The sequence below is a fragment of the Caulobacter sp. FW305-C-30-S16 genome (assembly GCF_058783025.1).
Genome location: NZ_JBYSYH010000002.1, coordinates 199816 through 225536, shown reverse-complemented (window position 1 = coordinate 225536; position 25721 = coordinate 199816). Strand labels below are relative to the sequence as shown.

Sequence of the window (25721 nt, the reverse complement as noted above, 5' to 3'; positions counted from 1 at the left end):
GACCCAAACTTGGTCCCGTCCGGAATGGCTTCTATTGTATTATTCGTCAATAGTCGGGCCAGACCTCGCCGCCAGCTGCTTCGCGCCGCCAGTGATGATCTGAACGCACATCTCCTCGGCCGTGGGGATGTCGACCTGCCCTTCGGCCACCAGTTTCCCGGCGCGGTCGGTCATGGCCATCAGCATCTGGACGGCGAGCAACGCCATCTCGCGGCTAAACCCGTACTCCCGCCGCGTCTCGCGGACAAAGTAGCGCACAGTGCGCTCAAGACCCGCGGCGGATTCCGCCTCCATGAGCCGAGCCACCGACGGATCGGCAAGCAGGGTCTGGATCAGGGCGCCGCGCTCGCTGGTGTGCTCGAGATAAACCCGGGTGGTTTGCCGGATCAGCTCTTCGTAGGACTTCGCCTCGAGCGCCCGCTCCATGCCGCGGCTGTCGAGGTCGGCCTGCTCCCGATGCAGCAGCGAGGCCAGAAGGACCTCCCGGCTCGGGAAATAGTTGTAGACCAACGCCTTGCTGACCCCGCTTTCGCGCCCGAGCCGTTCCATCGACACCGCTGATAGCCCCTCCTCCAGAATGAGCTTCGCGGCGTCATCCAGGATCTGGGAGCGACGGACTTCCGGGGCCAGTCGGGTGCGTTTTCGGGGTTCAGCGAGCGTCATTCAGATCATCCGGCGAGAGTCCGCCATCATCCCGCAATGTGCGCCGGGCGCAACGGCCCGTAGCGCGTCATCGTCACTCATCCCGGGCGCCAGATCGAAACGCCGGCGGGCGGGAGCTCCCGACCGCCGACGAGGAACACCGCGTCATCAGGGGCGGGGGCCAGGCGCAGTTCGGGCGCGTAGTTGACCGCAAGGACGAGATCGCCCCGACGACTGACGCGGACGCCTTCGGCCAGGAGCGCCGCCGCAAGTCCCGCGCGATCCGCCGCATCCGCCAGGACGACGTCCAGCAAAGCCGCGTCCGGCGAACAGGCGAGGTAGTCGCATCGGCCGGACCGAAGCCAGGCCGGACCGCCGTCATCGAACCGGCCGAGGATCCGTGCGTCCGTCTCGATGTCCTCGCGCCAGGCCTCGCCGGCGAAGACCCCGGCTGCGGTCGTCACCGGCAGGGGCGTGCCGGGGCGCAGGCTTTCGACGCGCAACACCCGCATCGGCAGGAGCGCCGACAGGTCGCCGGGCGGCAGGCCGGCGGGGATATGCAGATCAGTGGTCTTCGAGCCCGCGCGGGCGCCGAAGACCGTGACGGCGCCACAGCCCTCGAACGCGGCCAGCGCCTCGGGCGACAGGATCGGCAGACAGGGCGCGACCACAAGGGCGTAGGCGGACAGGTCGACGCCCGGAGGCACGATGTCCACGTCCAGCCCCCGACCGCGCAGCGCCGAGTACCAGGCAAAAGCCTCCTTCAGCGCGCGGAAGCCCTGCCCCTGGGGCTGGATTCCGGTGACCCAGTCACTCTCGTACGAGAAGACCAGAGCCACCGGAGAACGACCCCGGGGCACGACGTCACCGACGCGTGCGAGATCGGCCGAGACCTGGCGCGCCTCGCGGCCACCCGTATCCTCGGTGCGGTCCGGCCGGTTGAGGCCGGCGTGCATCTGTTCCTGGGCGAACGGCGCCTGGCGCCAACGGAAATAGGAGACGACTTCCGCGCCGTGCGCGAAGGCCTCCCAGGTCCAGGCGCGAACCATCCCGGGCAGCGGCGCCGGATTGAAGCCGGCCCAGTTCACCGGCCCGGGCTGCTGCTCCATGACCCACCAACGACCCCGGCCGCAGCCACGGTAGAGGTCGTGATGGAAGGCGGCGATGTCAGGATGGCCCTGACGCAGGTAGCGCGCCTTGTCCTCCGGACTGAACCAGAACTGCTCGAGGAAGCCGAGCGGATAGCTGTCCCAGGTGGCGACATCGAGGTCTCGGCCGACCGCGAAATGGTCGAACTCGGTGTAGAAGCCCATAAAGTTGTGGGTGATGTCCCGGCCCGGCGAGTGCCGGCGCAGGATGTCGACCTGCAGGCGATTGAAGCTGACTACCTCGTCCGACGCGAACCGATTGTAGTCCAGCCGTTGGCTGGGGTTGGCTTCGGTCACGGTCAGGTTGGGAGGGTCAATCTCGTCGAATGTGCGGTAGTCCTGGGACCAGAACACCCCGCCCCACGCCGCGTTCAGCGTCGCGATATCGCCGTAGCGACGCACCAGCCAGAGGCGGAAGCGCCGCGCGGCGGCGTCCGAATAGCTGATCGTGGTGTCGTGGCAGCCGTACTCGTTGTCGGTCTGCCAGGCCGTTACCGCCGGATGATCACCGTAGCGACGGGCCATGACCTCGACGATGCGCGCGCATTCGCCCCGGTAGCCTTCGTGTGAAAAGCAGTAGTGCCGCCTGGACCCGAATTTGCGGGGCCGGCCCGACGCATCGACAGCCACCATGTCGGGCGTCCTGTCGACCAGCCATTTGGGCGGGGTCGCGGTCGGGGTGCACATCACGACTTTCAGGCCCGCAGTGTGTAGGGTCTCCACCGCCGCGTCGAGCCATTCCCAGTCGAGCCGGCCCGGTTCCGGCTCGATCCGGCTCCAGGCGAATTCGCCGATGCGGACCAGGGCGATCCCGGTCTCGACCATGCGCCGTGCGTCGTCGGCCCACCACGCGCGCGGCCACTGTTCGGGGTAGTAGCAAACGCCGAGCTGCATCCCGGTCTATCCTTCAAAGTAGAGCGGCGCGGCGCCGGCGACGTCCAGCACGACCGCGAACACACCGCCGGCCAGAGGCTGGGCGGACAGCTGGGCGTCGGTGAGGTCATCACGGGCGCTGGTGATGAACAGGGTGGCCCCGCCCGGTCCTCCGAACGTGCAGCTGGTCGGCCGCTGCACGGGCAGATCGATCACCCGATCCAGCCGGCCATCGGGGGCGTAGCGAACGACCCGCCAGCCGTCCCATTGGGCGTTCCACAGGAAGCCTTCTGAATCGATCGCCGAGCCATCGGGCGTGGCGGCCTGACCCATCGTCCCTGCGAACTCGTGGCGGACGCCGAGGCCATCGGGTGTGATTTCGACCGCGGATATTCGCTGGTCCAGAGAGTCCGCCAGATAGAGCCGCTGTCCGTCCGGTGATGTGCGCAGAGTGTTGGCGATGCCCCAGCGCTCAACGACGCGACGGCCGATCCAGTCAGGCCGGACCTGATAGACCGCGCCCGACCGGCGGGCCGCACGGGCGTGCATCGTCCCGAACCAGAAGCTGCCGTCCGCCCCGACGTTGCCGTCATTGCTGCGGTTTTCGGCGGGCTCGTCGGGCGTGGGCCAGCGCAGCGTGAACGCGCCGGACACGGGGTCGAACACCCCTGCGCCGGCGGGGGTGGCCGCGACGAAGCCGCCCGCCCGTCGCAGGCCAAGCGCGGTGATTTGCACCGCAGCCGGAATCGTCCCGAGTGCGCGAGAAGCGGGTTCAAACCAGTGGACCCGCCGCGCATGGATATCGACCCACCAAAGCCGACCGTCCCGCGGATCCCAACATGGGCCCTCGCCCAAGGTGCAGCGGCTGTCTGCGACGCAAACCACAGTCATGGCTGGCGCTCCGAACCCGGGCGCGCCGGGCCAGCCAGCGACGCCCGGCTGTCGCGCACCGCCGCCCTCTCCTGACCCAACCCTGACCTCGCCATGCCGACTCCACCGGGACCACCGCCCGACTCGAGCGACCCGGATCGATGCTATTGACTATTTGTGTAATAGAACAGTAGGTCGACGGGGAAAGGATGTTTCCAATGATCAAGGGCGTGCATCACGTCGGCCTGTCGGTCAGCAATCTGGACCAGGCCGTGGCGGACTACGGCGCGGTGGCCGGGCTGACCGAGATCGCCCGCTTCACGGTCGAGAACACCGACCAGGCGCGCCGCCTGATGGGCCTGCCCGCGGTGTCCGCGAAGGTAGCGCTGCTCAAGGGCGTCAACGCCTGCCTGGAACTGTTCGAGTTCGCAGTTCCCGCTCCGGGCGCTCCTTCCAGCCCGCCGGTCAACGCGCCGGGCATCACCCATATTTGCGCCCAGGGCAGCTCGATAGACGACCTGTATGCCAGCCTCATCCCTAAGGGCTTCAGCTTCCCCGAGTCTCCGGTCGACCTCGGCACGGGCTTCCTCTACGCCTACGGTCGCTCGCGCGACGGAGCGGTGATCGAAACCGAAGGCGCGCCGTTCGCCCAGGCAGACCCCGCCAGCTGGATGGGCCATGTCGCGTTCGCGACCCACGACCTAAAACGGCTCGTCGGGTTCTACGCCGCACTGCTCGGCGTCGAGCCACAGTTCAGCCCGCGTCTGCGCAGCAGCGAACGCTACGACCGGGTGACCGGCCTGACGGGAGTCGACGTGCTCGCGGCCTGGGTCCGCGGCAGCAATCTGGCGCTCGAGTTCTGGCAGTATCTCAGCCCGGAAACGGTCGCACGCTCCGATGACCGGCCGGTCTCGGACCTCGGCTATTCGCACGTGGCGTTCGAGGTCGATGATCTGGAGACCGCCTTCGCCCGGGCCGTGGAGCTGGGCGCCCGACCGCATGGGCCGCCGGAGGATCTGGGTCGCGCGCGGGCCGCCTATCTGCGCGATCCGGACGGCAACGTCCTTGAGCTGATTACCTGGGCGCCCGGGGCGGAAGCGCTGTCCGTCAGCGCGCTGTCTCACCCGCGTATGCTCGAGGCGGTCAGTCGCGACCACCAGACGCTCAACCAGAAACAGGAAATCTGACATGACCCATTCGGGACTGGAAGGGCGCGTCGCACTGGTCACGGGCGCGGCGAAGGGGATCGGTCTGGCTGCTTCAGATGCGCTCGCCCGGGCCGGTGCTGACGTGGCGCTGTTTGACCTTCCAGGCGCGGACATGACCGCTGCCATCGCTGCTGTCGCAGCCCATGGGAGGCGCTCCATTGCCGTCAGCGGCGACGTCTCGGTCGAGAGCGACTGGGCCAGCGCGCTCGGGGCCGCCCTGGAGGCGTTCGGGCGGCTGGATGTGCTCGTCAACAACGCTGGCATCACGGGTCCGGTCGGACCGCTCGTCGACTGCAGTGTTGAAGCGTTCGATCAGGTTCACGCGGTGAACACCCGTGGCGTCTTTCTTGGAATCCGCACCTGCGCCGAAGCGCTCGCCGCGACGCGAGGCGCCATCGTCAACGTGTCCTCGATCTCGGGGATCGGCGGCGGCCGCAACACCGTGGCCTACACCGCCAGCAAGCACGCGGTCATCGGCATGACCAAGCTCGCCGCAATGGAATTTTCGGACCGAGGCGTGCGGGTCAACGCCGTCTGCCCCGCTCCTATCGTAACCGACATGACCGCCGCCCTGGCCAATCAGTATCGCCCGGAAGACCCGGAGGGCTTCTCGCGGGATTTCGCCAAGGGCATTCCGCTCGGCCGCTACGGCCAGCCCGCCGAAGTCGCCGACGCCATCGTCTTCCTGGCCGGTGATACGGCCAGCTTCATCACTGGCGCGGCCCTGCCCGTCGACGGCGGCATACGCGCCCGATAGATCCGGAGAGACATCATGGACCTGAACCTCAAGGGCAAGCGCGCCCTCGTTACCGGCGGAAGCCGCGGCATCGGCCGCGAAATTGTCCGCGCCCTGTTGGCGGAAGGCTGCGCAGTCGCGACATGCGCACGCGGCGCGGACGGTCTTGCAGCGATCGAAGCTGAGGCCGCCGCGATGGGCGGCGAAGTTCATGGCGCGGCCCTCGACGTCCGGGACAAGTCGGCCTTTGAGGCCTGGTTCGCCGCAGCCGTCGAACAACTCGGCGGCCTGGATATTGTTGTCAGCAACGTCTCCACACGGGTGACGATCACTGGCGAGGAAATGTGGCGCGAGACGTTTGAAACGGACCTGCTACAGCATGTCCGCCTCGCCGAACTGGCCGTTCCCGCGCTGCTCAAGGGAGAGGCGCCGGCCCTGGTGTTCATCTCCTCGATCGCCGGGGTGCTGACGAACCTGCCGCCAGGCGAGGAGGCCTACGGCACGATGAAGGCCGCGCTGGTCAACTACGCCGGCCAGCTATCGGCCCGCTTCGGCGGCAAGGGCCTTCGGGTGAACACCGTCTCGCCCGGACCGATCTTCTTCGAAGGCGGCGTCTGGGATCAGATCCGCACGCACCAGCCGGCGCTGTTCGAGTCCGCGGCGCGGCTGTCAGTCCTCGGCCGGCATGGCACGGCGCGGGAAGTCGGCGACGCCGTCGCCTTCCTGGCCAGTCCGCTGGCAGGCTACATAACCGGCGCCAACCTTCGGGTGGATGGCGGGATGGTGAAGACGGCTAACTTCTAGACACCATTCTATGTTCCCGCCTCGACACAGTCCGGGGCGGGGGCAAACTGGAGACGGGTTGGCGTTAGACTGACAGCACCGCCACTCCCCTCGCCACAAATCTCTCTGTGGGCCGGGCGGTGCCAGAAAATCCCGTTGTATTACAGGGTTTCCCCGAACCGGCTCCGCACTGCGCTTGCCAGGAAACGGCCGCTTTTCTCTCCTAATGCCCGGATAGTCTCCAGACCTCCGCACCGTGGCGATTTGGTGCGGAGCCAAAAACTACAAGTCTTTTCAGTTAGATAAAAGGCTGCCGAGCTGAGTGGTCTTTTGGGGCACCTCGGCAACCGGGGCCAACCCATAGCGAACTGGCGACCGGCAACACCCAGTCAGCCTAACGGTCCTGACCGGTCAGGACATCAACCTGCCGCAACTTGGCGACGATCTCTTCGGGCTTGTGGCGCTTCCTTGCCATCGTTCCACCCATCCAAAATGGTCCTGCGACCAACATAAGGGGTGGACCACTTCAAGGGGGTCAGAACACCCGGACGTTGGCGCGCAGCCAGCCTGCGCCGGAAAGCTACTCTACGGGCTGCTCGTTAGCGTCGGCAGCTACTCTGCCGCCGCAAACTAACTGCGTCAGTCAAGGTGCAGCAACACCTGCCGCCTTTTGCACAGCATTCACCAGCCTACGATAGGCGTCCTGGTTGTTGGTGACGCCGGCGACCGCAATCCCGGTGTCAGGCACGTAATAGGCGACGGTGCCCCAATAGCCGCTGTGCCAATAGTAATCGCGGCCGTTTGCCCGCCCGACGAAGACGCCAAGGCGATAGCCGTCAGCGCCCTTATGCGGACCCTGCCACAACATCTCCTGCAAGGTCCCGGGGCGCTCGAACAGGCGCCCCTCGAACAGCGCTGCCGTCAGTATCGCGAGATCCTTGGCAGACATAACGAGGCCACCTCCGCCATGCAGGTCGACACTGGCGTCAAGGTCCGTGACCTCTGCATCACCGATGAACTGGCGAGCGCGCCACGGCGCACGGCGGGGCTTGTCCTCCAATACCTCCCACCAGGTCGACTGCAAGTTCAGGCGATCCAGTTGCAGTTGCGTGCGCACCGCCTTGCCCAGAGACTGGCCTGTGATCCGCTCGATGATGTCGCCAACAAGGATGTAGCCCGTGTCGGAATAGTGGAAAACCGTGCCAGGCGGACCCAGCGGCTTGCCCCACGTCACCGCCAGGCGAACCTGGTCCTCACGGGTCCAGCGCTTGGCCGGCTGCGAGAGCACCAATGTCAGATAACGCTCGTCCTGGGCATGATCATAGATCCCGGCACTGTGACTGAGCAGGTGCCGCAACGTAATCCGGGCGGTGTCATAGCCGCCGCTCCGCATCAGCTCGTCCAGTCTTGGCGACATGAGCGGCCCGATCGCAGCGTCGAGATCGATGCGACCCTGTTCCCAGAGCCGCAAGACTGTCGCAGCCACGAACGTCTTCGTATTGCTGGCAACACGCACTGGCGTGTCGGGTCCAAGGGCTGGAGTAGCAGCCACGCCGTCCTTCCCGGCTATCGACACGGCGAACGGCGAAGCCACCCCCCTGCCCGTCACGAACAGGGCCATGGGCCGCGGGTCGGACGCAACCTCTGCCTGCAACGCGGCTCGACTAATGACTTGCGCAAACGCTGGCGCAATCAGCTGCATCGACACGCACAGGGTGATTGGGATGGCCAAAAAAAGCCGACCGATCGAGGCGCTGAACATCTTTGCCGTCAGGTGCATAGCGCCGTCATAGGCGTCGCAGGACACCACTGTCACTAGAGGACCCTTCTGCTCTCGGCGCTTTGGCGGTTTTTTCCTGGTCTGCCCATTCGGCCCACAATCTGCCGTTCAAGGATCCCAAACAGGACGCCTCATGAATGAGGAGATGAAACAAACGCCAGAGACGGCGCGCATTTGGCCTGCCCCGATGGGCAACGCAGTTTCGATGTTAGCGCACGGCGGACTCTGATGCAGAGGTTGGCGCACGCTCGCCCATGGCACCATGCCACGCCCACAGCGCTACCTACTGCTCGGCCAAAACGACCGGCGACGGAAATCGCCGACGGTTCGGTTTGAATGTAGCCTGATCAACTATCCCGAGGTCCAGTCTGATGAACCGACGAAGCCACCTTATGGGCTTGGGCGTCTCACTCGTTGGCCTTGCCGCAGGGAGCGCCGCACAGGGAAGACCGGCTCAATCGCCCGGACGGATGCCTCCCCTAACACCGCTTGAGTGGGTGACGCCGAGGGTCGAAGGTCCCGGCCTGTCCTTCCACACATTCCAGAGCCAGGCTGCGGGCACCGTGGTCAGCTTTCACGTATATGCGCCTCCAGCCTATGTCGCCGATCCGGACCGCCGGTTCCCCGTAGTCTACTGGCTGCACGGCTCCGGAGGCGGAGCCTCCGGCATCTCCCGCCTGTCTTCACTGGTTGACGAGGCCGTCGCGACCGGCCGGGTGCAGCCCTTCCTCCTCGTGTTCGTCAACGGCCTGCGGATGGGGATGTACGTTGACTGGGCCAATGGTCGGGCACCCCTTGAGACCGTCATCGTCCAGGAACTCCGTCCCCACGTCGATGCAAACTGGCGCACGATAGCAACCCGCGATGGACGATTGCTCGATGGCTTCAGCATGGGCGGCTACGGGGCCGGGCGCTTCGGGTTCCGTTACCCCGAACTGTTCCGCAGTGTGTCCATGATGGGCGCCGGGCCTATGCAGGAGACGCTGGAAAGGACGCCACGCGCCAGTAGGGTTCAGGCGGAAGACCTCCTCAGGGACGTCTATGGCGGCGGCCAGGAACGCTTTCGGGCGGTAAGCCCGCGCCGGTATGCGGAACAGAACGCAGCCACCCTTGCCCGGGACTCTCGCCTGCGTCTGGTCATTGGAGACCGGGACGAAACCCTGGAGAATAACCGGGACTTCCACGAGCAACTGACCCGGCTAGGCATCCCCCACGACTGGATCGTCCTGCCCGGCGTCGGTCACGACCCGATGGGCGTTTTGACCGCCCTCGGCGACCGGCATTGGGCCTTCTACCGGGACGCCTTTGCAGCGGCGGGCGGCTGACGCAAGCTCAGCTCCAAGTCTGATCAGACGCCCGCATCCCTTCGATCCGCAACAAACCCATAGTCCCCGTCCAGCAAGGAATCTGACATGCTTCTCGCTCGCGCTCTGTTGCTGCTGTGGGCGTTCGTATTGCTGAGCCCTTCCGCCCGGGCCCAGGACGCGCGGGATATTCAGATAGTCGTCGACGGGACCCCTCGACGCGCGTTGCTGGTCAACGACTTTGGGCCAGGTCAGGCGGTGCCGGTCGTCATCGTCCTGCATGGCGGTATGGGCAGTGCAGAGGCTCAACGAGAGAGAACGGGTTTTGATAGGCTCGCCGTCACTGAGGGCTTCACCGTGGTTTACGCGGAAGGCACCGAAATTGTGCCGGGCCGACACGCTTGGAACACCGGCTTCCTCATGCGCCGACAGGTCGGACTGGCGAACGACATTGCCTACCTGGACACACTGATTGACCTCCTGATCCGCGATCACAGCGCCGACCCCCGCAGGATTTTCATGACCGGGGGTTCCAACGGGGCCATGATGACCCTCGTCTATGCAACCCAGCGCGCCGAGCGCCTCGCAGCTATCGCGCCCGTAGTCGGCGCCATGTTCAGTTTCGAGATGAAACCCAGCGGACCGCTTCCGATCATGCTCATCAATGGTGCGCAGGACAATGAGGTGCCGATCGAAGGCGGTTTCAGCAGAAACCCTCTGGTGTCCCGCGCACAGTCAGCGCCTTACATGCCGCTGGAAGATACCGTCGAGTTTTGGGTCGAGGCCAATCGTTCACAAACGCCGCCGTTCATTACGACAACAGGAACCGTGACAACCTCCGTCTACGCCCCGACGCCCAATGGCGCCGTCACGATCTCTGTGGTTGACCAGATTGGCGGACACGGCTGGCCAGGCACGAGCCCAGTGCGCGGGACCAGCAACCCCATCCAGTCCTTTGACGGCGCAGAGCGTGTCTGGGAGTTTTTCAAAACACAGTCTCGGGCCCCCTGATCGACGGTGACGACAGGTTGACCGGACCAGGTCGTTTGCCGCGCCGGACTTACGAAATCAGTCAACCGCCGCCTCCCAAACGGAAGGCGCGTCGGCTCGGAAGCGCCGAATTGTAGATCCGTCGCTGACCGACGCGAACCCTACGCCCCCAGCACGGCCCGCTGCTCGGCCCACACCACCGGGAACCCCGTAAGCAGCCCGGCCATCGTCATGCCGGCCGGCTGCCGCCTCTCCATGATCGCAGGCACCAGCCGGCGCTGCTCGAGTCCGCGGCGCGGCTGTCAGTCCTCGGCCGGCATGGCACGGCGCGGGAAGTCGGCGATGCCGTCGCCTTCCTGGCCAGTCCGCTGGCAGGCTACATAACCGGCGCCAACCTTCGGGTGGATGGCGGGATGGTGAAGACGGCTCACTTCTAGACACCATTCTATGTTCCCGCCTCGACACAGTCCGGGGCGGGGGCAAGCTGGAGACGGGTTGGCGTTAGACTGACAGCACCGCCACCGACCCGCGCCCTGGTCTCCGGCCTGCGCCGGCGCCCACATCCCTCGCTGAAGTCCCGGCTATAGCGGAGGCTGACGCGCGTCATTCGCGCGAAGCTCCCTTGTCGGAAATCGCACCGCACCTTCGCTGACGGCCTCCACCCCTTAGCCAGCCTGTCGCCGCAGCGCCTGGGAGACACCGACATTTCGCCGACTGTGAGCGGCCGACAGCAAAGAAAAGGCCGCCGAGCAGCACGGCGTGATGGACGCCAGTGTTGCTCGACGGCTGATCCCGGTGACCGGGAGCGCGGCGGCGCGGAGGAGGAGCCGCGCCGCCGGTCTCGACGTCTGGATCTAGAAGGTCACCCGCAGGCCGGTGCGAATGGTGCGGCCGAGCGGGTCGGAGGTCATCGCGTCATAGCCTTCGGCGAGACGGGCCAGGGGCGGTTCCTCGTCGAACACGTTGGACACGGCGAGCGAGAAGGTCACGTTCCGCGGCAGGTCGAGGACCAGGGCGAAGTCGTGCAGCACAGTGGCGTCGATGGTGCGGCCGATCGCCGTCGTCGCCTGTCGCTGATCGATGTACTCGGAGTTGTAGCGGACAGACCAGCGCAGGTTCAGGGGGCCGCGGTCGTAGTTCATGAACCCCTGCCATTTCCATTCCGGCAGGGTGTGCGCGAGCGTGCCGGCATTCAGCTTCCCGACGGCGTCGAAGCCCGCGACCTTCAGGCCGGCGACGGTAAACGGCGCGAACTCGTAGCTTACCGTGCGGTTGCCGACGCCCCCGATCGTCAGGGATCCGCCGAGAACATCGTCGAAGCGGTAACTGGCGCGGAAGTCGACGCCGCTGAAGGTAGCCTCCGGACCGTTGATCCGCAGCAGCTGCACCTTGGCCAGATTGGCCGCGCTGCAGGCGCCATTGAACACGAAGTGGTCGGCCAGGAACGTCGGATCGACCGTGGCGCAGTTGTTCGCTCCGCCCGCGCCATTCGGGAAGACGGCGTTGACGATGGCGTTCTGCGGCTCGGACGTCAGAATGTTTGCGACGTCGTAGGTGTAGTAGTCGAGGCTGGCGTCCAGCCCGCCGGACTGCAGGATCAGGCCGAAGCTGTAGGTGGTGGCCGTTTCGGGCTCGAGGTCGGGGTTGCCGATCAGGTCGAGCGCCGTGGGACGGCCCAGGATGGTCGGAATGGACGCCAGCGGATTGGGCGTCAGCGCGGTCTGCGGCGGCGCCCTGAAGGTGGTGCTGGCCGAGCCGCGGAGCGCCAGCCAGTCGGTCAGCTGGAACTTGGCCCGGATCTGCGGATCGAAGGTCGAGCCGCCGTCGGACCCGTAGTCCTCGTAGCGGGCGCCGAGCGTGATGTCGCTGCGGTCCGACAGCGGCAGCACGACTTCGCCGAAGGCGGCGAGGATGTCGGTGGTGATGTCGGTCGGCGCAAAGGCGGCGGCCAGGCCCAGCGGCGTGTAAGGCGTCGGCGTGCAGACGTCCGCGCCGGGGATATCCAGCGGCGAGTTCAGGCACGGCACCCGGGTGCGGTCGGCATACTCGGAGTCATGCTCGTTGAAGGAAATCCGGCGCCACTGGACTCCGGCGGCCCAGCGGACTTCACCGCCGCCCAAAGACAAGCCTCCAAGCCCGCCATCCATGCCGAAGTTGGCCTCTGACGTCTCGCTGGTCAGGTAGCGGATCTGCGGGATCATCAGCCAGTCGGCCAGCTCGCGGGTGTTGGCCACGGCGGCGTTGTAGCCGGGGTTGGTGGCGACGCCGTTGATCGGGGCGCCGGCGATAGCGTTGGACATCGGGTTCAGCCAAAGGCAGCCGGGGCTGCCCGGCGCGGCCGTCTGCCAGTTGCAGCTCGGGCCGCCCAGGCCGCGGAGCGCCAGCTCGATCATCACGCCGCTCGAGTCGAAGCCCTTCAGCTCATGCTCGTTGCGGCCGAAGGTGAAGTCGGCGTTCCAGTTGAGCGTGTCGCCGACCGATCCGGTCAGGCCGGCAGACAGGCGGAACTGCTGCTGGTCGCGGGTCTGGTAGGCCGAGTTCGCCGGATTGGCGCCGAAGAACGGGTTGCCGCCGACGAGGTAGGGTCGCCACTGGCCGATGGGGATGAAGATGCCGGTCGTGCCGGCGGGAAACTGGGCCGGGTTGGTCGCGGCATAGGCGGCCAGACCCGGGTTGGTCATCGGCACGAACCAGTTGTTGAACAGCCGCGGCGTTGTTCCGGCGATCCAGCTGGCCGGGTTGATGTTGGACGGCAGGACCGTCTCGGTGATCGGCTTGGGCTGGTTGAACGATGGCGGATAGTGAACCAGCGCCTCGGACTCCGCATAGAGCGCCTCGAGATGCAGGGTCGTGGTGTCCGACAGGTCGTAGTTGAACTCGGCGTACAGTTGCCAGGTGGTCGCCGGCGCGACCAGGTCCTGCCACTTCTGGACGTTGTTGACGCAGAAGCCGGCGAAGGGCTGGATGCCGCCCAGCACCGAACAGCCGACGTCGACCTGGCGCGCGCCGTTCGTGGCCAGAGAGCCGCCCGGGCCGGTATTGGCGACCGGCGTGAACTGCGCGGGATTGCTGGAGAAGTTCCAGCCGGCGTCCGGATTGATCGTGTAGTCCGGCGTGGACCACGGGCGATCCAGCACCTTCAGCCGCGCACGCGACTGGTAGCCGCCCGACACCAGCAGGTTCCAGCCCTCGCCGACCTTGCCCCAGGTCCCGTCCAGGCCGTAGTCGCCATCGGTGTCGGCGATCCAGGTGTAGGCGCCGCCGAGTTCCAGACCCTCGAAATCGCGCCGGGTGATGAAGTTGACCACGCCGGTCATGGCGTCCGAGCCATAGGTGGTCGAGGCCGCGTCCTTGAGGATCTCGATACGGGCGACCGCGGACATCGGAATGTTGCGGGTGTTGACGAAGAAGCCTGACACCAGCGGCAGCCGGCGGCCGTTCAACAGCACCAGGTTCCGGTCGGGGCCAAGACCCCGCAGGTTGACGCTCTCCGCCGCCTCGAAGCCCTGCCCCTTGCCGGCCTGGGAGGAGTTGGAGTTGCCGATCGAACCGGCCGTCTCCGGCATCGCGCGGATGATGTCGAGCAGGTTTGGCGAGCCCTGTTTCTCGAGGTCCTCGGCCGTCACGATCCGCAGCGGCAGCGCCTCGGCCTGCTCGCTGGTCAACAGGCGCGAGCCCGTGACCACGAACTCCTGGACCTCCGCCGCCGGCGGCGCATCGGCTCTCGCAAGGGCCGGACCGGCCCAGACGCTCGCCGCGATCACCGCGGCGATGGCCGTGGATCCGCTCAGATAGGACGCTCTCATCTTGGTTCCTCCCCCCGGCCTGATACGCAGTCTGTGCTGCTCGGCCACATCCTCATGCTTCGGTCGGCGCGCGGCGATGATCAAGCCACCCGACCAACGGGTCGAAATACCTTAATTCTTTGATTTATTTATATTTTTCAAAGTTTGATCAGGTCGTTTTCGGAATCGATTAGCCGTCGAATTTCCGCGCAGGCCGGCGTCTTGCCCGGGCTCGGCAACGCCTTCAGGACAGATGCAGACAGACGCTCGCGCGCATCACCCGGACGGTCGCACAGCGCGGTCCGCGCCGGGGGCCATCGCACCTTCGCCAGCCAGCCCGGACCCCGCCATGACACATGCTGAAGACAACTGGCCCGGAAAGATCGGCCGCACCTACGCGGACTCGGAAGCCTGGTTCGAGCCGGTGACCCTGCCAGCGCAGGGATCGCCCAATGTCGTGGTGATCGTTCTGGACGATGTCGGCTTCGCCCATCTCGGCTGCTACGGCTCGACCATCGAGACGCCGCACATCGACGCCCTGGCGGCCGGCGGCCGGCGCTACACGGGCTTCCACACCACCGCCATGTGCTCGCCGACGCGCGCCTCTCTCCTGACAGGCCGCAATCACCACGCCGTCGGCATGGGTATGATCGCCGACATGTGCACCGGCTTCCCCGGCTACCTCGGCCAGGTGACGCAGCACGCCGCGACGATCCCGGAGATGCTCAGGCCGTCGGGCTACAGCACCTTCGCCACCGGCAAATGGCACCTGACGCGCGCCCGCGAAATGACGGCGGCCGGCCCGTTCGGCCAGTGGCCGCTGGGTCGCGGCTTCGACCGCTTTCACGGCTTCCTCTATTCCCTGGTCGACCAGTGGCACCCCGAACTTGTCAGCGACAATCACTTCATCCCGGCGCCGAGCCGGCCCGGCTATCACCTGAGCGAGGATCTGGTCGACCAGACCATCGGGATGATCCGTGACCAGCAGGCCGGCGTTCCCGGCAGACCCTTCTTCGCCTACCTCGCCTTCGGGGCCTGCCACTCGCCGCACCAGGCTCCGAAGGACTACATCGAGAAGTATCGCGGCCGGTTCGACGCGGGTTGGGACGTGATGCGCGAGCGCTGGCATGCGCGGCAGATCGAACTCGGGATCATCCCGCCCGACACCGTGCTGACCGACATCAACGCCGGCGTGCGGCCGTGGGCCTCTATGACCGCGGACGAGCGCCGGCTGTGCGCGCGCCAGCAGGAGGTGTTCGCCGGGTTCCTCGACCACACGGACGCCCAGATCGGGCGGCTGACCGCCTGGCTGAAGGCGCGCGGGATGCTCGACAACACCCTGATCATGCTGTTGTCCGACAACGGCGCAAGCGCCGAGGGGGGCCATTTCGGCGACGTGAACCTGCGCCGCTATATCCAGTTCCAGGAGGAGACCTTCGCCGAGAAGCTGGCGGCGATCGATGAGCTGGGCAGCGACCGGCACTGGAACAACTATCCGGCCGGCTGGGGCCATGCCGGCAACACCCCGCTCAAATGGTTCAAGATGCAGACCCATGGCGGCGGCGTGCGCGACCCCCTGATCGTCCATTGGCCGGATCGCATTCCGAACGGCGGGGAGATCAGCCACCAGTTCTGTCACTGCGCCGACATCGCTCCGACCATCCTGGAGGCGTGCGGCGTGACGGCGCCGGAGGTGCTGAACGGCGTCGAGCAGATGCCGATCCATGGGACCAGCCTCGCCTACACCTTCGACCAGGCCGATGCGCCCGGCCGAAAGCGCGTCCAGTATTTCGAGCTGATGGGCAATCGCGGGATCTGGGCCGATGGCTGGAAGGCCGTCACCCGGCACTTTCAGGGCGACGACTACGAGACCGACCGCTGGGAGCTCTATCACCTCGACACGGACTTCTCGGAGTCGAAGGACCTGGCGGAGGTCTACCCCGACAAGGTGCGCGAGCTGGTGGCGTTGTGGTGGGAGGAGGCCGGACGGAACAAGGTCCTGCCGCTTGATGACCGCAACCGCGAGCGCGTGCTGCTGACCTACTGGGGCGCCGCCCGCAAACGCTGGCGATTCGAGCAGGGCATGAACCGGGTCTCGGGTTACGCCGCGCCGTCGGTGTCCAACCGGTCCTACCGCATCGCCGCGGACGTCGAGCTCGCGGCGGGCAGCGAAGGCGTGATCCTATCCGTCGGCGGCCAGGCCGGCGGCTATGTCCTGTTCATTCAGAACGGCAGGCTGGTTCACGAGTACGTCGGGCCGGACCGGCGCCAGGTGCTGGAATCAGACATCGTCCTGCCGACAGGGCGCCATCAGCTCGCATTCGAGTTCCGCAAGACAGCGCCCAGGACGGGCGTGGCGTCGCTGCTCTGCGACGGCGTGGTGATCGCCACGGGCTCGCTCGACCGCATGTGGCCGGGCAGTCCGACCGCCGGCGGCGTCTGCTGCGGCTTCAACGAGGCCAGCCCGGTGAGCGACCGCTACGTGCGTCCGTTCACCTTCACCGGCTTGATCCACGAGGTCGTGGTCGAGGCGTCCGATGACTATGTCGACGACCCAGGCCTGGCCATACACATCGCCCTGGCCGAAGACTGACCGACACCCGGCCTGGCGATCAGGTCCCGCCGGCCTCGTCCGGAACTTCAGCGTCGCCACTGCCGAGCGCGCGGGTGCGGAACTCGGTCGGCGTCAGGCCGGTCTCGCGCTTGAAGGCCCGATTGAACGGCGCCAGCGACTGAAAGCCGCTGTCGATGGCGATGGTCGAGATCGGCACCAGCAGCTGTTCAGGGTCGGCCAGCGCTGACCGCGCTTCATCGATGCGCCATTGCCCGATGAAGGCGTTGAAGTTGCGGAAACCCAGGCCCTGGTTCAGCAGGTGCCGCAACCGGTGCTCGGGCACGCGCAACTGTTGCGCCAGAGTCGAAATCCGCAGGTCCGGCGTCCGGTAGAGACGCTCCACCTTCATCAGGCGATCAAGTTCGGTCGCCAGCGTCTTTTCCGCGGCCGACAGCCGGATTGCCGGCTCACGGGCATGGGCGCCCGGCTCGACGGGCTTGTTCTGACGGAACAGCTCCGGACCCGCCTGGCCGAAGACGAAAGCGCCAAGGGCGCTGCTCGCCAGCAGGGTGAAGGCCGCGAATATCGACGGCTGGCGCGCTGCGAAGGTGAACAGCTCCATGGTCTGCACGAAGGCGACGCTGATCGAATACAGGCTGGTGAAGACATAGAGCGGCGTGACCACCAGCCGGCGGCGCTCGACCAGATCGCTGCTCCAGCTGCGAACGACGATGATCAGCACGTGGGACATCAGCCCGACCGTGATGAAGTTGTGCAGCAGCCAGAGGCCCCGGGCGACGTCCGGCGGCGACATCTTGGCGATGATCGCATTGACCAGCACGACGGCGAGCGGGATCAGCTTGCGGCGGTCGAACCGCTTCGATTCCTCGAAGAACTCGGTGACGAAGATCCATGCCAGGCTGGCGCCTACGACCGACGGCAGGTCGAGGAGCAGGTACAAGGCGCCGAGCGGAGCCATGGCGGGCGGGAACTGGGCCAGCACATGGGCCGCCTTGGAGACGTAGCTGAGCGAGCCCGACAGGCCGCTCGGCGTGCGCATGTAGCGGCCGATCACGATGGCGGTCGCCAGATACAGGCCCGCAGCAACGCCCCGCACGATGCCTTCGAAGAGAATGCCGTCGGTCATCGCGGTCGCCGTGCGGTGGACAAGTTCAACTCCTGAAACGGGCGACCCGGGCCATTGGCAGGCCCCCAGGACTGTCGCCGCGAGCGATCGCGAGCTGCAGAGACGGGGACCGTAGCCTGCTTGCATCGATGGCCCAAACATCCCCGGCAGGCCGGTTCGGAGCAAGGCGGAAGCGCCGCGGCGAATTGTCCCTACAATACTGTTTTCATTTCTGTTTTCCATTTCTGATCAGTCCGATTTGAACCTGATCAGCCCCGTCCGCAATCACCCCCGCTTTCGGCTTGCAACACCCCCGGCCGGCCAAGCATCTGAAAGAGCGGAAAGACCGGAGCAACCGTTCGGCGCCGCACTGGGGGAGTGAAACATGCGTCCCGAAGTCGCCTTGGCGAGCGCGACAGGGCTATGGGTGACGCCCGGGCCGGAGGGCTTCGGCGCCGGGATCGGCGGCGTCGACCTCGCAAAGGGCCTGTCGCCCGATGATCTCGCGGCGGTGCAGGCGGCGTTCGCCAGATACTCCGTCGTCTGGTTTCGCGACCAGCCCCTGAGCCACACGGCGCTGGAAGCCATCTCCCGGCAGCTCGGCGAGTTCGGCGATGAGCCGTATGCGGCGCCGCTTCCGGGCCATCCGCACATTCTTGAAGTGCGGCGCGAGCCGGAAGAAACCGTGGCGGTCTTCGGCGGCGGCTGGCACTCGGACTGGAGCTTCCTGGAAACCCCGCCGGCGGCGACCCTGCTGCACGCCAAGATCATTCCGCCGGTCGGGGGTGACACGCTCTTCGCTGACGGCAGCCGGGCCTATGAGGCCCTGGACGGCGCGACCAGGCAGGCCATCAGCGGTCTGCGCGGCTGGCATTCCGCGACAGGTCCGTATGGTCCGGAAGGGTACTTCGCCAAGGAGACCGGCCGGGTCGGCATGACGATTTATTCGAGCCCCGAGGCCGACAAGCGCTTCAGCCACCCCCTAGTCCGGACCCATCCCGTCACCGGCCGGCGGTCGCTCTTCATCAGCCCCGGGTACACGGTCGGGATCGAGGGCATGGACCCCGCCGAGAGCGGCCCCCTGCTGGCCCGCCTGTTCGCCCACATGACCGAGGACCGGTTCGTCATCCGCCACAGTTGGGCGCCGGACACCCTGACCCTCTGGGACAACCGCTGCGTCCTCCACCATGCGACAGGCGGCTACGACGGCCATCGCCGCGTGTTGCATCGCACGACCCTCGTCGGCGAACGCCCCGTCTGATCCCGCCCTCCAACCCTCACACCGCGGCCCCCGGCCGTTCCCCGATGCGCGAAGACCAAAGAGCCATGTCAGACGAATTCGATTTCATCATTGTCGGCGCCGGTTCAGCGGGATGCGTTCTGGCTGATCGCCTGACCGCCGACGGCAAGCATCGGGTGCTGCTGCTGGAGGCCGGCGGGTCGCACAAGCGGCTGATGGTCGACATGCCCGCCGGCCTTGGCCACGTCTTCTACGATCCGAAGGTCAACTGGTGCTACGTCGCCGAGCCGGATCAGCAGCTGGGCGGCCGGACCGACTTCTGGCCGCGCGGCCGGGTCCTCGGCGGCTCCAGCTCGATCAACGGCATGGTCTATATCCGGGGTCAAAAGGAAGACTTCGACGACTGGGCGAAGCTGGGCAACACCGGCTGGGGCTACGAGGACGTCCTGCCCTATTTCCGCAGGTCCGAGGACAACGACCTCGGCGAGTCCCGGGAGCACGCCGTCGGCGGCCCGTGGAAGATCTCGAGCATCAAGGGCCGGCAATCCCCGGTCGTGGATCTGGCGATGCAGAGCGCGCGGTCGCTCGGCTATCGCGACAACCCCGACTTCAACGGCCCCGAACAGGAGGGTGTCGGCCTCTACCAGTTCAGCATCCGCAACGGCCGCCGGACCAACACCGCCCGCGCCTTCCTCGACCCGGCGACGGGCCGTCGCAATCTGACCGTCGTCACCCACGCCCACGCCAACCGGATCCTGTTCGAAGGCAAGCGGGCGGTCGGGATCGAGTACCGTCGCAAGGGCAAGGTCGTGACCGCGCGTTGCCGCCGCGAGGTGCTGGTCGCGGCAGGGTCGGTGAACTCGCCGATGCTGCTGCAACACTCCGGCGTCGGCCCCGGCGCCCTGCTGCAGCTACACGGCATCGAGGTCGTGCACGACAGTCCCGCCGTCGGCGAGAACCTGCAGGACCACGTCTTCACCGGCTTCTCCTACAAGACCCGGCTGCCGACCCTGAACGACCGGTACAACACGCGCCTTCGCCAGATCATGGCCGGCATTCAGTGGGTGCTGACCAAGACGGGCCCGCTGGGACTGGGCATCAACCAGGGCGGCGCCTTCGTGCGGACCCGGCCCGAAGAGACCCGGCCCGACACCCAGCTCTACTTCTACCCGCTCAGCTTCGGCGCCTCTCCGGACGGAACGCCGCCCAAGTCGCTCCATCCCCACCCGTTCAGCGGCATGACCATGAACGCCAGCCCCTGCCGACCGGAAAGCCGCGGCCAGATCAAGATTCGCTCGGCCGACCCCGAGGCGCCGCCGGTGATCTACCGCAACTACCTGAGCACGCCCGGCGACGTACGGGTGATGGTCGACAGCCTGCGGATCATCGACACCATCGCCCGAACCGGGCCGCTGGCCGACGCCATCATCGCCCCGGTCTATGACGTCGGAAATCCGCCGACCGACGACCAGCTCGAAGCCTGGGCCCGCAACACCGGCCGCACGACCTACCACCCGACCAGCACCTGCATGATGGGCGTCGACCCGAAGACCTCGGTGGTCGATCCGACACTCAAGGTTCACGGCCTGCTCGGCCTGCGGGTGATCGACGCCTCGATCATGCCACTGATCGTCTCCGGCAACACCGCCGCCGCCGCCACCATGATCGGCGAAAAGGGCGCGGACCTCGTCCTCGCCGACTGCGCCTGACCCCTCAAGGAAACGCCATGCCCGCCAACCCGAAGATCACCAACATCGAGACCCTGGCCTGCGACGCAGGCTGGCGGAACTACACCTTCGTCAAGATCAGCACCGACGAAGGCGTCGTCGGCTGGTCCGAATACGACGAAGGATTCGGCAACCCGGGCATCGCCTCGATCATCGAACAGGTGAAGCCGCGCCTGATCGGCCTCGGCGTGATGGATCACGAGCGTATCTTCGCCCTGCTGCAGAGCGCCATGCGGCCCGCGCTCGGCGGCCTCATCGGCCAGGCGATGGGAGCGATCGAGAACGCCCTGCTCGACGCCAAGGGCAAGACGCTCGGCGTCTCCTGCGCGCAGCTTCTGGGCGGCAAGATCCGCGACCGGGTGCCCCTGTACTGGTCTCACTGCACGACCTGGCGGATCAGCCGCAAACCCTACTACCAGCCCGAAATCGAGACGATCGACGATGTCGTGTCGCTCGGCCGGGAAGTGCGTGACAGGGGCTTCAAGGCGCTGAAGACCAACGTCTACACCTACGTCGATCGCAAGCCGCGCGGCTGGGCGACCGGCTTCGGCGTGCCGTTCGAGCCGGGCCTCAATGTCGACCGCCGTCTGCTGCACGGCTTCCGCGAGCACCTCGAGGCGCTGCGCGACGGCGCGGGGCCCGACGTCGACATCCTGATCGACCTGAACTTCAACACCCGAACCGAGGGCTACCTCAGCCTGGTGCGGTCGCTGGCCGACATGGACCTGTTCTGGATCGAGCTGGACACGCTCAATCCAAAGGCGCTCGCCTACATCCGCGAGCAGAGCAAACACCCTATCGCCTCCTGCGAGACGCTGGTCGGGCCGGCGGCGTTCAACCCGTTCTTCGCCGAACAGGCGATGGACGTGGCCATCATCGACCTGCTGTGGAACGGCGCCTGGCAGTCGATGAAGATCGCCGCCATGGCCGACGCCCACGACGTCAACGTCGCGCCGCACAACTTCTATGGCCATCTGGCGACGATGATGAACGCGCAGTTCGCCGCCGCCACGCCCAACCTGCGGATCATGGAAACCGACATCGACCGGCTGGCCTGGGACGACGAGCTGTTCACCCACGCGCCGGACATCCAGGACGGCCACATCGTCATCTCCGACCGGCCCGGCTGGGGCACCGAGCCCAATGAAGAGGCGTTGCGGAAGTATCCGCCGAACACGCACCTCAACCCCGCCGGCCTGATCACCTACGGCCGCAAGGCGCCCTGACCCTCTCCACCAGCGTACGACGCCGCCTCCGGTCCGGTGAGGCGGCGTCGCCAGGAATGCCCATGTCCGACTCTGTCGCCGTCACCACCGCGCCGCCGCTCAAGCGCTCGACCCGTTACTTCTACGGTCTGGGCGGCGTCGCGCTTGGTCTGAAGGACAACGGCTTTTCGTATCTGCTGCTGATTTTCTACAATCAGGTGGTGGGACTGCCGGCCGCGACGGTCGGCCTGGCCGTCATGATCGCGCTGGTGATCGACGCGATGATCGACCCGATCATCGGGCAGATGTCGGACAACTTCCGCTCCCGCTGGGGACGGCGGCACCCGTTTATGTACGCCTCGGCCCTGCCGATCGCGCTCAGCTATCTGCTGATCTGGAATCCGCCGCTGGGCTGGTCGCACGAGGCCCTGTTCGTCTACCTCATCGTTGTGGCGGTGCTGATCCGGACGTTCCTGGCGCTGTTCGAGATCCCCAGCGCCGCGCTCGCCCCCGAGCTGACGACCGACTACCACGGCCGCACGAACCTGCTGGCGTTCCGGGCCCTGTTCATCTGGTACGGCGCGCTGATCATGACGCTGCTGACCTTCCGGGTGTTCCTGAAGGCCGACGAGACCCATCCGGTCGCACAGCTCAACCCGGCGGGCTATTCGACCTACGGGCTGGTTTCAGCCGTGGTCATGTTCGTGGTGATCCTCGCTTCGGCGATCGGCACCCACCGCCAGATCCCCTTCCTGCGCACGCCGGACGTCCGCAAGGTCAGTGTCTGGCAGACACTGAAGGAGATGGTCAGCTCGATCACCGACCTGACCTTCCTGCCTCTGCTGATGGCCGGGATCTTCAACGCCATGGGTTATGGTCTGTCGGTCGCGCTGAACCTCTACTTCAACACCTTCTTCTGGGGTCTGACGGCGACCCAGATCTCGTTCTTCGTCTTCGCCCAGTTTATTTCGTCCGCGGCGGCGGTGATGCTGGCGACGCCCATGTCACGTTGGCTGGGCAAGCGAAACGCGGCCATCCTGGCCAAGACCCTGGCCTTCACGATCGGCGTCGCCCCCATCGTCCTGCGCCTGCTGGGACTGTTCCCGGACAATGGACATCCGGCGCTGCTGCCGATCCTGTTCGTGCAGGCGATGATCTCGGTGACCTTCGCCAGCATCGCCGCCGTGCTGCATTCCTCGATGATCGCTGACGTGGTCGAGGAGACCGAACTGCGCAACGGACGCCGGTCGGAAGGCCTGTTCTTCGCCGCCAGCATCTTTGTCGCCAAAGCCGTCTCGGGCGTGGGGATCTTCGCCTCGAGCATGGTCCTGCTGGCGATCGGCTTCCCCGACCACGCCCAGCCCGGCGAAGTCAGCGAGCAGGTCGTCCGCAACCTCGGCCTCGTCTACATCCCGGCCCTGGCGCTCACCTACCTCGCGGCCATCGGCGCCATGGCGTTCTTCCGCATCACCCGTGAGCGGCACGAAGCGAATCTGGCGCGGCTCGCCGAGATTGCGGGGCGGTCGTCCTAGCAGCCTGGACCGCACACCAGCGGGCTGGCGCCTTTCAGAGAAACGGCGTGAGGCGATCATCCCGGTGCCGTCCCGACCGCGAAGTCCAACGCCGGGGATTGATCCGCCGTGCTATAGCCGCGTCGAAAGGGCGGCTCCGCCCCCCAACCCCGTATCAGGGAAGCTCCGTTGACCGCACCGACGCTGATCATGGGCGCCGTCGCCTACGCCCCCAAGGTGGTCACCATCTGGGAGGGTTTCAAAGCCTGGTTCGGCCAGCAGGGTTTCGCCTTCGACTACGTCCTCTACTCCAACTACGAGGCCCAGGTGGAGGCGCAGTTCGACGGGACTCTGCACCTGGCGTGGAACTCGCCGCTGGCGTGGGTGCGGGCGGACCGGATCGCGCGCAGCCGCGGTCAGTCGGTGCAGGCCGTGGCGATGCGCAACACCGACTGCAATCTGCGTTCGGTCATCGTTGTCCGCGCCGACGGCCCGCTGCAGTGCGCCGCCGACCTGCGCGGCCTGACGCTGGGCGTGGGTGCGATTGACTCGCCCCAGGCCACGCTCCTGCCCTTGCATCACCTGCGGCGGGCCGGGCTGGTCGGCGGGGAGGACTTCACCGTGCGCCGCTTCGACGTGCTGTCCGGCAAGCACGGCGACCACATCGGCGGGGAGCGCGACGCCGCGAAGGCCCTGATGGCCGGCGAGGTGGACGCCTGCTGCATGATCGACGGCAACCACCTGGGCTTTGGCCTGGACGGCACGCTGCCATCGGGCGCGACGCGCATCATTGAGCGCACCGAGCCCTATGATCACTGCAACTTCACGACCAGCCCGGACGCACCGCGGGACGCCATCGACCGGTTCGTCGCGCTGCTGCTGTCCATGCAGTGGGACGATCCACAGGTGCGCCCCCTGCTGGAGCTGGAAGGCCTGAAGAAGTGGAAGCCGGGGCGCACCGAGTTCTATCCGGCCCTGGCCGAGGCGGTGGACGAGCAGGGCTTCTACGGCCGCGATGGAAGCATTCTCCGTGCCGACTATCGATATTGAAGGGCTCGGCCTGGACGAAGGCGGCCTGCTGCTCGTCCGGCGCGCCCTGGCGGCGTTGTCCGCCGGAGAGAGTCTGCGTGTGCGCGGGGGACCGCCAGGGTGGGACCTGCACCTGACCGCCTGGTGCCGGCAGGAGGGTCATGACGTGGAAACCCGTCGCCTGGCGAGCGGCGATATCGAAGCGGTTCTGACGCGCAGCTCCTGGGCCGAGGGCCGCTGGCGAGACGCACTTGGCAGTGGCCATTCCCGGCTGGCGGACGATGAACTGCCGGCCGAGCACGCCGACCCGGCCTGGGGCCTGGCCGCCCGTGGCGCGACCGTGGAGGCGGGCGGGCCGTCCATCGGCTTTAGCCTGAGCCGGCGCGATGATCTCTGGGCCACGACGGCCGGGGAGCTCTACCGACAGGCCGCCGCCGGGCAGTGGGACCCGCAGACGGCAATAGACTGGGACGCGCCGTTCGACCTGCACCCCGCCATCGAGGCGGCAGTGGTTCAGGTCATGACCTACCTGGTCGAGAACGAGAACGCCGCGCTGGTGGTCCCGGCCCGGCATCTGGGCCAGGTCCATCCGCACTTCCGCGAAGTGCAGCAGTTTCTGGCCCTGCAGTGCGCCGACGAGGCGCGGCACATCGAGGTCTTCACCCGGCGTCTTGGCCTGCGGGGGCATGAGCCGATGCTGTCCACCGCCGGCGGACAGGCATCGCTGGACACCCTCTTGCGGGCGCCGGACTTCTCATCGGCGACCTTTCTGCTCTCGGTCCTCGGCGAAGGCAGCTTCATCACGCTGCTGAACTTCCTGCACGCCCATGCGCCTGACCCCGTGACGGGCCAGATCTGCAGACTCGCCGCCCGGGACGAAGCCCGACACGTCGCCTTCGCCATGGCCCATCTGGAACATCGGCTGGCTGCCCAGCCTGACTATCAGGCCCGCCTTCAGAATGCGGTCGAGCAGCGGCACGAGGAGCTGGCCCCTACGGCCGGGCTGAACGAAGAGGTGTTCGACTCCCTCGTTCTCCTGGCCGCCGGCGACCTGACCCCGAGCGCCGTGGCGCGGGGTCATGCGGCCGTGCAGCAGCTCAAGCTGGATATGGCCGCCGGGCGAAAGGCGCGCCTCTTGCGGCTGGGCTTCGGGCCGGTCGAGGCGCAGCGTCTCGCCGATATGCACACGCGCAACTTCATGTAGCCGCAG

At 66.7% G+C, this 25721-nt stretch carries 19 protein-coding genes; 13 read left to right on the top strand and 6 right to left on the bottom strand.

Annotation, left to right across the window (positions count from 1 at the left end):
• Positions 1-39 precede the first annotated feature (39 nt).
• The 3 genes from AC3WJT_RS08090 to AC3WJT_RS08080 all read right to left on the bottom strand — a co-directional run bounded on the left by AC3WJT_RS08090 (position 40) and on the right by AC3WJT_RS08080 (position 3554).
• Positions 40-663, bottom strand: coding sequence for a TetR/AcrR family transcriptional regulator (locus tag AC3WJT_RS08090; protein WP_492342597.1), 624 nt, complete (start codon positions 661-663; stop codon positions 40-42).
• A gap of 77 nt (positions 664-740) precedes the next feature.
• A complete protein-coding gene (locus tag AC3WJT_RS08085; protein ID WP_492342596.1) occupies positions 741-2684 on the bottom strand; it encodes a beta-galactosidase in 1944 nt (647 codons plus the stop codon).
• Positions 2685-2690: 6 nt separating this feature from the next.
• Positions 2691-3554 carry an SMP-30/gluconolactonase/LRE family protein gene (locus AC3WJT_RS08080; protein ID WP_492342595.1) on the bottom strand — a complete coding sequence of 288 codons (864 nt, stop codon included), beginning with the start codon at positions 3552-3554 and terminating at the stop codon, positions 2691-2693.
• 197 nt (positions 3555-3751) lie between these two features.
• On the opposite strand from AC3WJT_RS08080, the gene AC3WJT_RS08075 reads away from it, so the two are divergent.
• From AC3WJT_RS08075 to AC3WJT_RS08065, 3 genes are read left to right on the top strand one after another with little or no spacing between them, the layout of a single operon-like run.
• Complete coding sequence (locus AC3WJT_RS08075) at positions 3752-4720, top strand: VOC family protein (protein WP_492342594.1); 969 nt, start codon at positions 3752-3754, stop codon at positions 4718-4720.
• A gap of 1 nt (position 4721) precedes the next feature.
• On the top strand, positions 4722-5498 hold the full coding sequence (locus AC3WJT_RS08070) for an SDR family NAD(P)-dependent oxidoreductase (RefSeq protein WP_492342593.1): 777 nt from the start codon (positions 4722-4724) through the stop codon (positions 5496-5498).
• A gap of 15 nt (positions 5499-5513) precedes the next feature.
• Positions 5514-6281, top strand: coding sequence for an SDR family NAD(P)-dependent oxidoreductase (locus tag AC3WJT_RS08065; RefSeq protein ID WP_492342592.1), 768 nt, complete (start codon positions 5514-5516; stop codon positions 6279-6281).
• A gap of 622 nt (positions 6282-6903) precedes the next feature.
• Here the strand turns inward: AC3WJT_RS08065 and AC3WJT_RS08060 are convergent.
• Positions 6904-8040, bottom strand: a complete 1137-nt coding sequence (locus tag AC3WJT_RS08060) for a serine hydrolase domain-containing protein (protein ID WP_492342591.1) — start codon at positions 8038-8040, stop codon at positions 6904-6906.
• A gap of 371 nt (positions 8041-8411) precedes the next feature.
• Between AC3WJT_RS08060 and AC3WJT_RS08055 the strand changes: the two genes are divergently transcribed.
• The 3 genes from AC3WJT_RS08055 to AC3WJT_RS08045 all read left to right on the top strand — a co-directional run bounded on the left by AC3WJT_RS08055 (position 8412) and on the right by AC3WJT_RS08045 (position 10771).
• Complete coding sequence (locus AC3WJT_RS08055) at positions 8412-9365, top strand: alpha/beta hydrolase (protein ID WP_492342590.1); 954 nt, start codon at positions 8412-8414, stop codon at positions 9363-9365.
• 87 nt (positions 9366-9452) lie between these two features.
• Positions 9453-10355 carry a CE1 family esterase gene (locus AC3WJT_RS08050; RefSeq protein ID WP_492342589.1) on the top strand — a complete coding sequence of 301 codons (903 nt, stop codon included), beginning with the start codon at positions 9453-9455 and terminating at the stop codon, positions 10353-10355.
• A gap of 161 nt (positions 10356-10516) precedes the next feature.
• Positions 10517-10771 (top strand): SDR family oxidoreductase, encoded by a 255-nt coding sequence (locus AC3WJT_RS08045; RefSeq protein ID WP_492343335.1) that lies wholly within the window; start codon positions 10517-10519, stop codon positions 10769-10771.
• Positions 10772-11188: 417 nt separating this feature from the next.
• Here AC3WJT_RS08045 and AC3WJT_RS08040 read toward each other — a convergent pair whose 3' ends face one another.
• Positions 11189-14140, bottom strand: a complete 2952-nt coding sequence (locus tag AC3WJT_RS08040) for a TonB-dependent receptor domain-containing protein (protein WP_492342588.1) — start codon at positions 14138-14140, stop codon at positions 11189-11191.
• 328 nt (positions 14141-14468) lie between these two features.
• On the opposite strand from AC3WJT_RS08040, the gene AC3WJT_RS08035 reads away from it, so the two are divergent.
• Positions 14469-16712, top strand: a complete 2244-nt coding sequence (locus tag AC3WJT_RS08035) for an arylsulfatase (protein ID WP_492342587.1) — start codon at positions 14469-14471, stop codon at positions 16710-16712.
• A 19-nt stretch (positions 16713-16731) separates the two neighbouring features.
• Here AC3WJT_RS08035 and AC3WJT_RS08030 read toward each other — a convergent pair whose 3' ends face one another.
• Positions 16732-17820, bottom strand: coding sequence for a helix-turn-helix domain-containing protein (locus AC3WJT_RS08030; protein ID WP_492342586.1), 1089 nt, complete (start codon positions 17818-17820; stop codon positions 16732-16734).
• Positions 17821-18184: 364 nt separating this feature from the next.
• Between AC3WJT_RS08030 and AC3WJT_RS08025 the strand changes: the two genes are divergently transcribed.
• The 6 genes from AC3WJT_RS08025 to AC3WJT_RS08000 all read left to right on the top strand — a co-directional run bounded on the left by AC3WJT_RS08025 (position 18185) and on the right by AC3WJT_RS08000 (position 25715).
• A complete protein-coding gene (locus tag AC3WJT_RS08025; protein WP_492342585.1) occupies positions 18185-19060 on the top strand; it encodes a TauD/TfdA dioxygenase family protein in 876 nt (291 codons plus the stop codon).
• 65 nt (positions 19061-19125) lie between these two features.
• The gene (locus AC3WJT_RS08020; RefSeq protein WP_492342584.1) at positions 19126-20748 is read left to right on the top strand and encodes a GMC family oxidoreductase; all 1623 of its coding nucleotides are present in this window, start codon (positions 19126-19128) and stop codon (positions 20746-20748) included.
• A gap of 17 nt (positions 20749-20765) precedes the next feature.
• On the top strand, positions 20766-21992 hold the full coding sequence (locus tag AC3WJT_RS08015) for a mandelate racemase/muconate lactonizing enzyme family protein (protein ID WP_492342583.1): 1227 nt from the start codon (positions 20766-20768) through the stop codon (positions 21990-21992).
• Between the two features lie 62 nt (positions 21993-22054).
• The gene (locus AC3WJT_RS08010) at positions 22055-23503 is read left to right on the top strand and encodes an MFS transporter (RefSeq protein WP_492342582.1); all 1449 of its coding nucleotides are present in this window, start codon (positions 22055-22057) and stop codon (positions 23501-23503) included.
• 168 nt (positions 23504-23671) lie between these two features.
• On the top strand, positions 23672-24532 hold the full coding sequence (locus tag AC3WJT_RS08005) for a phosphate/phosphite/phosphonate ABC transporter substrate-binding protein (protein ID WP_492342581.1): 861 nt from the start codon (positions 23672-23674) through the stop codon (positions 24530-24532).
• Entirely contained in the window at positions 24513-25715 is a 1203-nt protein-coding gene (locus AC3WJT_RS08000) for a hypothetical protein (protein WP_492342580.1), read from the top strand. The genes AC3WJT_RS08005 and AC3WJT_RS08000 overlap by 20 nt, the downstream gene beginning before the upstream one ends.
• The last annotated feature ends 6 nt before the right edge of the window (positions 25716-25721 follow it).

What these genes read in the sequence shown, in the direction of transcription:
- AC3WJT_RS08020 (WP_492342584.1), top strand. Translation starts at nt 19,126, where the DNA reads ATGTCAGACGAATTCGATTTCATCATTGTCGGCGCCGGTTCAGCGGGA.
- AC3WJT_RS08070 (WP_492342593.1), top strand. Translation starts at nt 4,722, where the DNA reads ATGACCCATTCGGGACTGGAAGGGCGCGTCGCACTGGTCACGGGCGCG.
- AC3WJT_RS08060 (WP_492342591.1), bottom strand. Translation starts at nt 8,040, where the DNA reads ATGCACCTGACGGCAAAGATGTTCAGCGCCTCGATCGGTCGGCTTTTT.
- AC3WJT_RS08075 (WP_492342594.1), top strand. Translation starts at nt 3,752, where the DNA reads ATGATCAAGGGCGTGCATCACGTCGGCCTGTCGGTCAGCAATCTGGAC.
- AC3WJT_RS08065 (WP_492342592.1), top strand. Translation starts at nt 5,514, where the DNA reads ATGGACCTGAACCTCAAGGGCAAGCGCGCCCTCGTTACCGGCGGAAGC.
- AC3WJT_RS08040 (WP_492342588.1), bottom strand. Translation starts at nt 14,140, where the DNA reads ATGAGAGCGTCCTATCTGAGCGGATCCACGGCCATCGCCGCGGTGATC.
- AC3WJT_RS08035 (WP_492342587.1), top strand. Translation starts at nt 14,469, where the DNA reads ATGACACATGCTGAAGACAACTGGCCCGGAAAGATCGGCCGCACCTAC.
- AC3WJT_RS08025 (WP_492342585.1), top strand. Translation starts at nt 18,185, where the DNA reads ATGCGTCCCGAAGTCGCCTTGGCGAGCGCGACAGGGCTATGGGTGACG.
- AC3WJT_RS08080 (WP_492342595.1), bottom strand. Translation starts at nt 3,554, where the DNA reads ATGACTGTGGTTTGCGTCGCAGACAGCCGCTGCACCTTGGGCGAGGGC.
- AC3WJT_RS08015 (WP_492342583.1), top strand. Translation starts at nt 20,766, where the DNA reads ATGCCCGCCAACCCGAAGATCACCAACATCGAGACCCTGGCCTGCGAC.
- AC3WJT_RS08055 (WP_492342590.1), top strand. Translation starts at nt 8,412, where the DNA reads ATGAACCGACGAAGCCACCTTATGGGCTTGGGCGTCTCACTCGTTGGC.
- AC3WJT_RS08085 (WP_492342596.1), bottom strand. Translation starts at nt 2,684, where the DNA reads ATGCAGCTCGGCGTTTGCTACTACCCCGAACAGTGGCCGCGCGCGTGG.
- AC3WJT_RS08090 (WP_492342597.1), bottom strand. Translation starts at nt 663, where the DNA reads ATGACGCTCGCTGAACCCCGAAAACGCACCCGACTGGCCCCGGAAGTC.
- AC3WJT_RS08010 (WP_492342582.1), top strand. Translation starts at nt 22,055, where the DNA reads ATGTCCGACTCTGTCGCCGTCACCACCGCGCCGCCGCTCAAGCGCTCG.
- AC3WJT_RS08030 (WP_492342586.1), bottom strand. Translation starts at nt 17,820, where the DNA reads ATGACCGACGGCATTCTCTTCGAAGGCATCGTGCGGGGCGTTGCTGCG.
- AC3WJT_RS08050 (WP_492342589.1), top strand. Translation starts at nt 9,453, where the DNA reads ATGCTTCTCGCTCGCGCTCTGTTGCTGCTGTGGGCGTTCGTATTGCTG.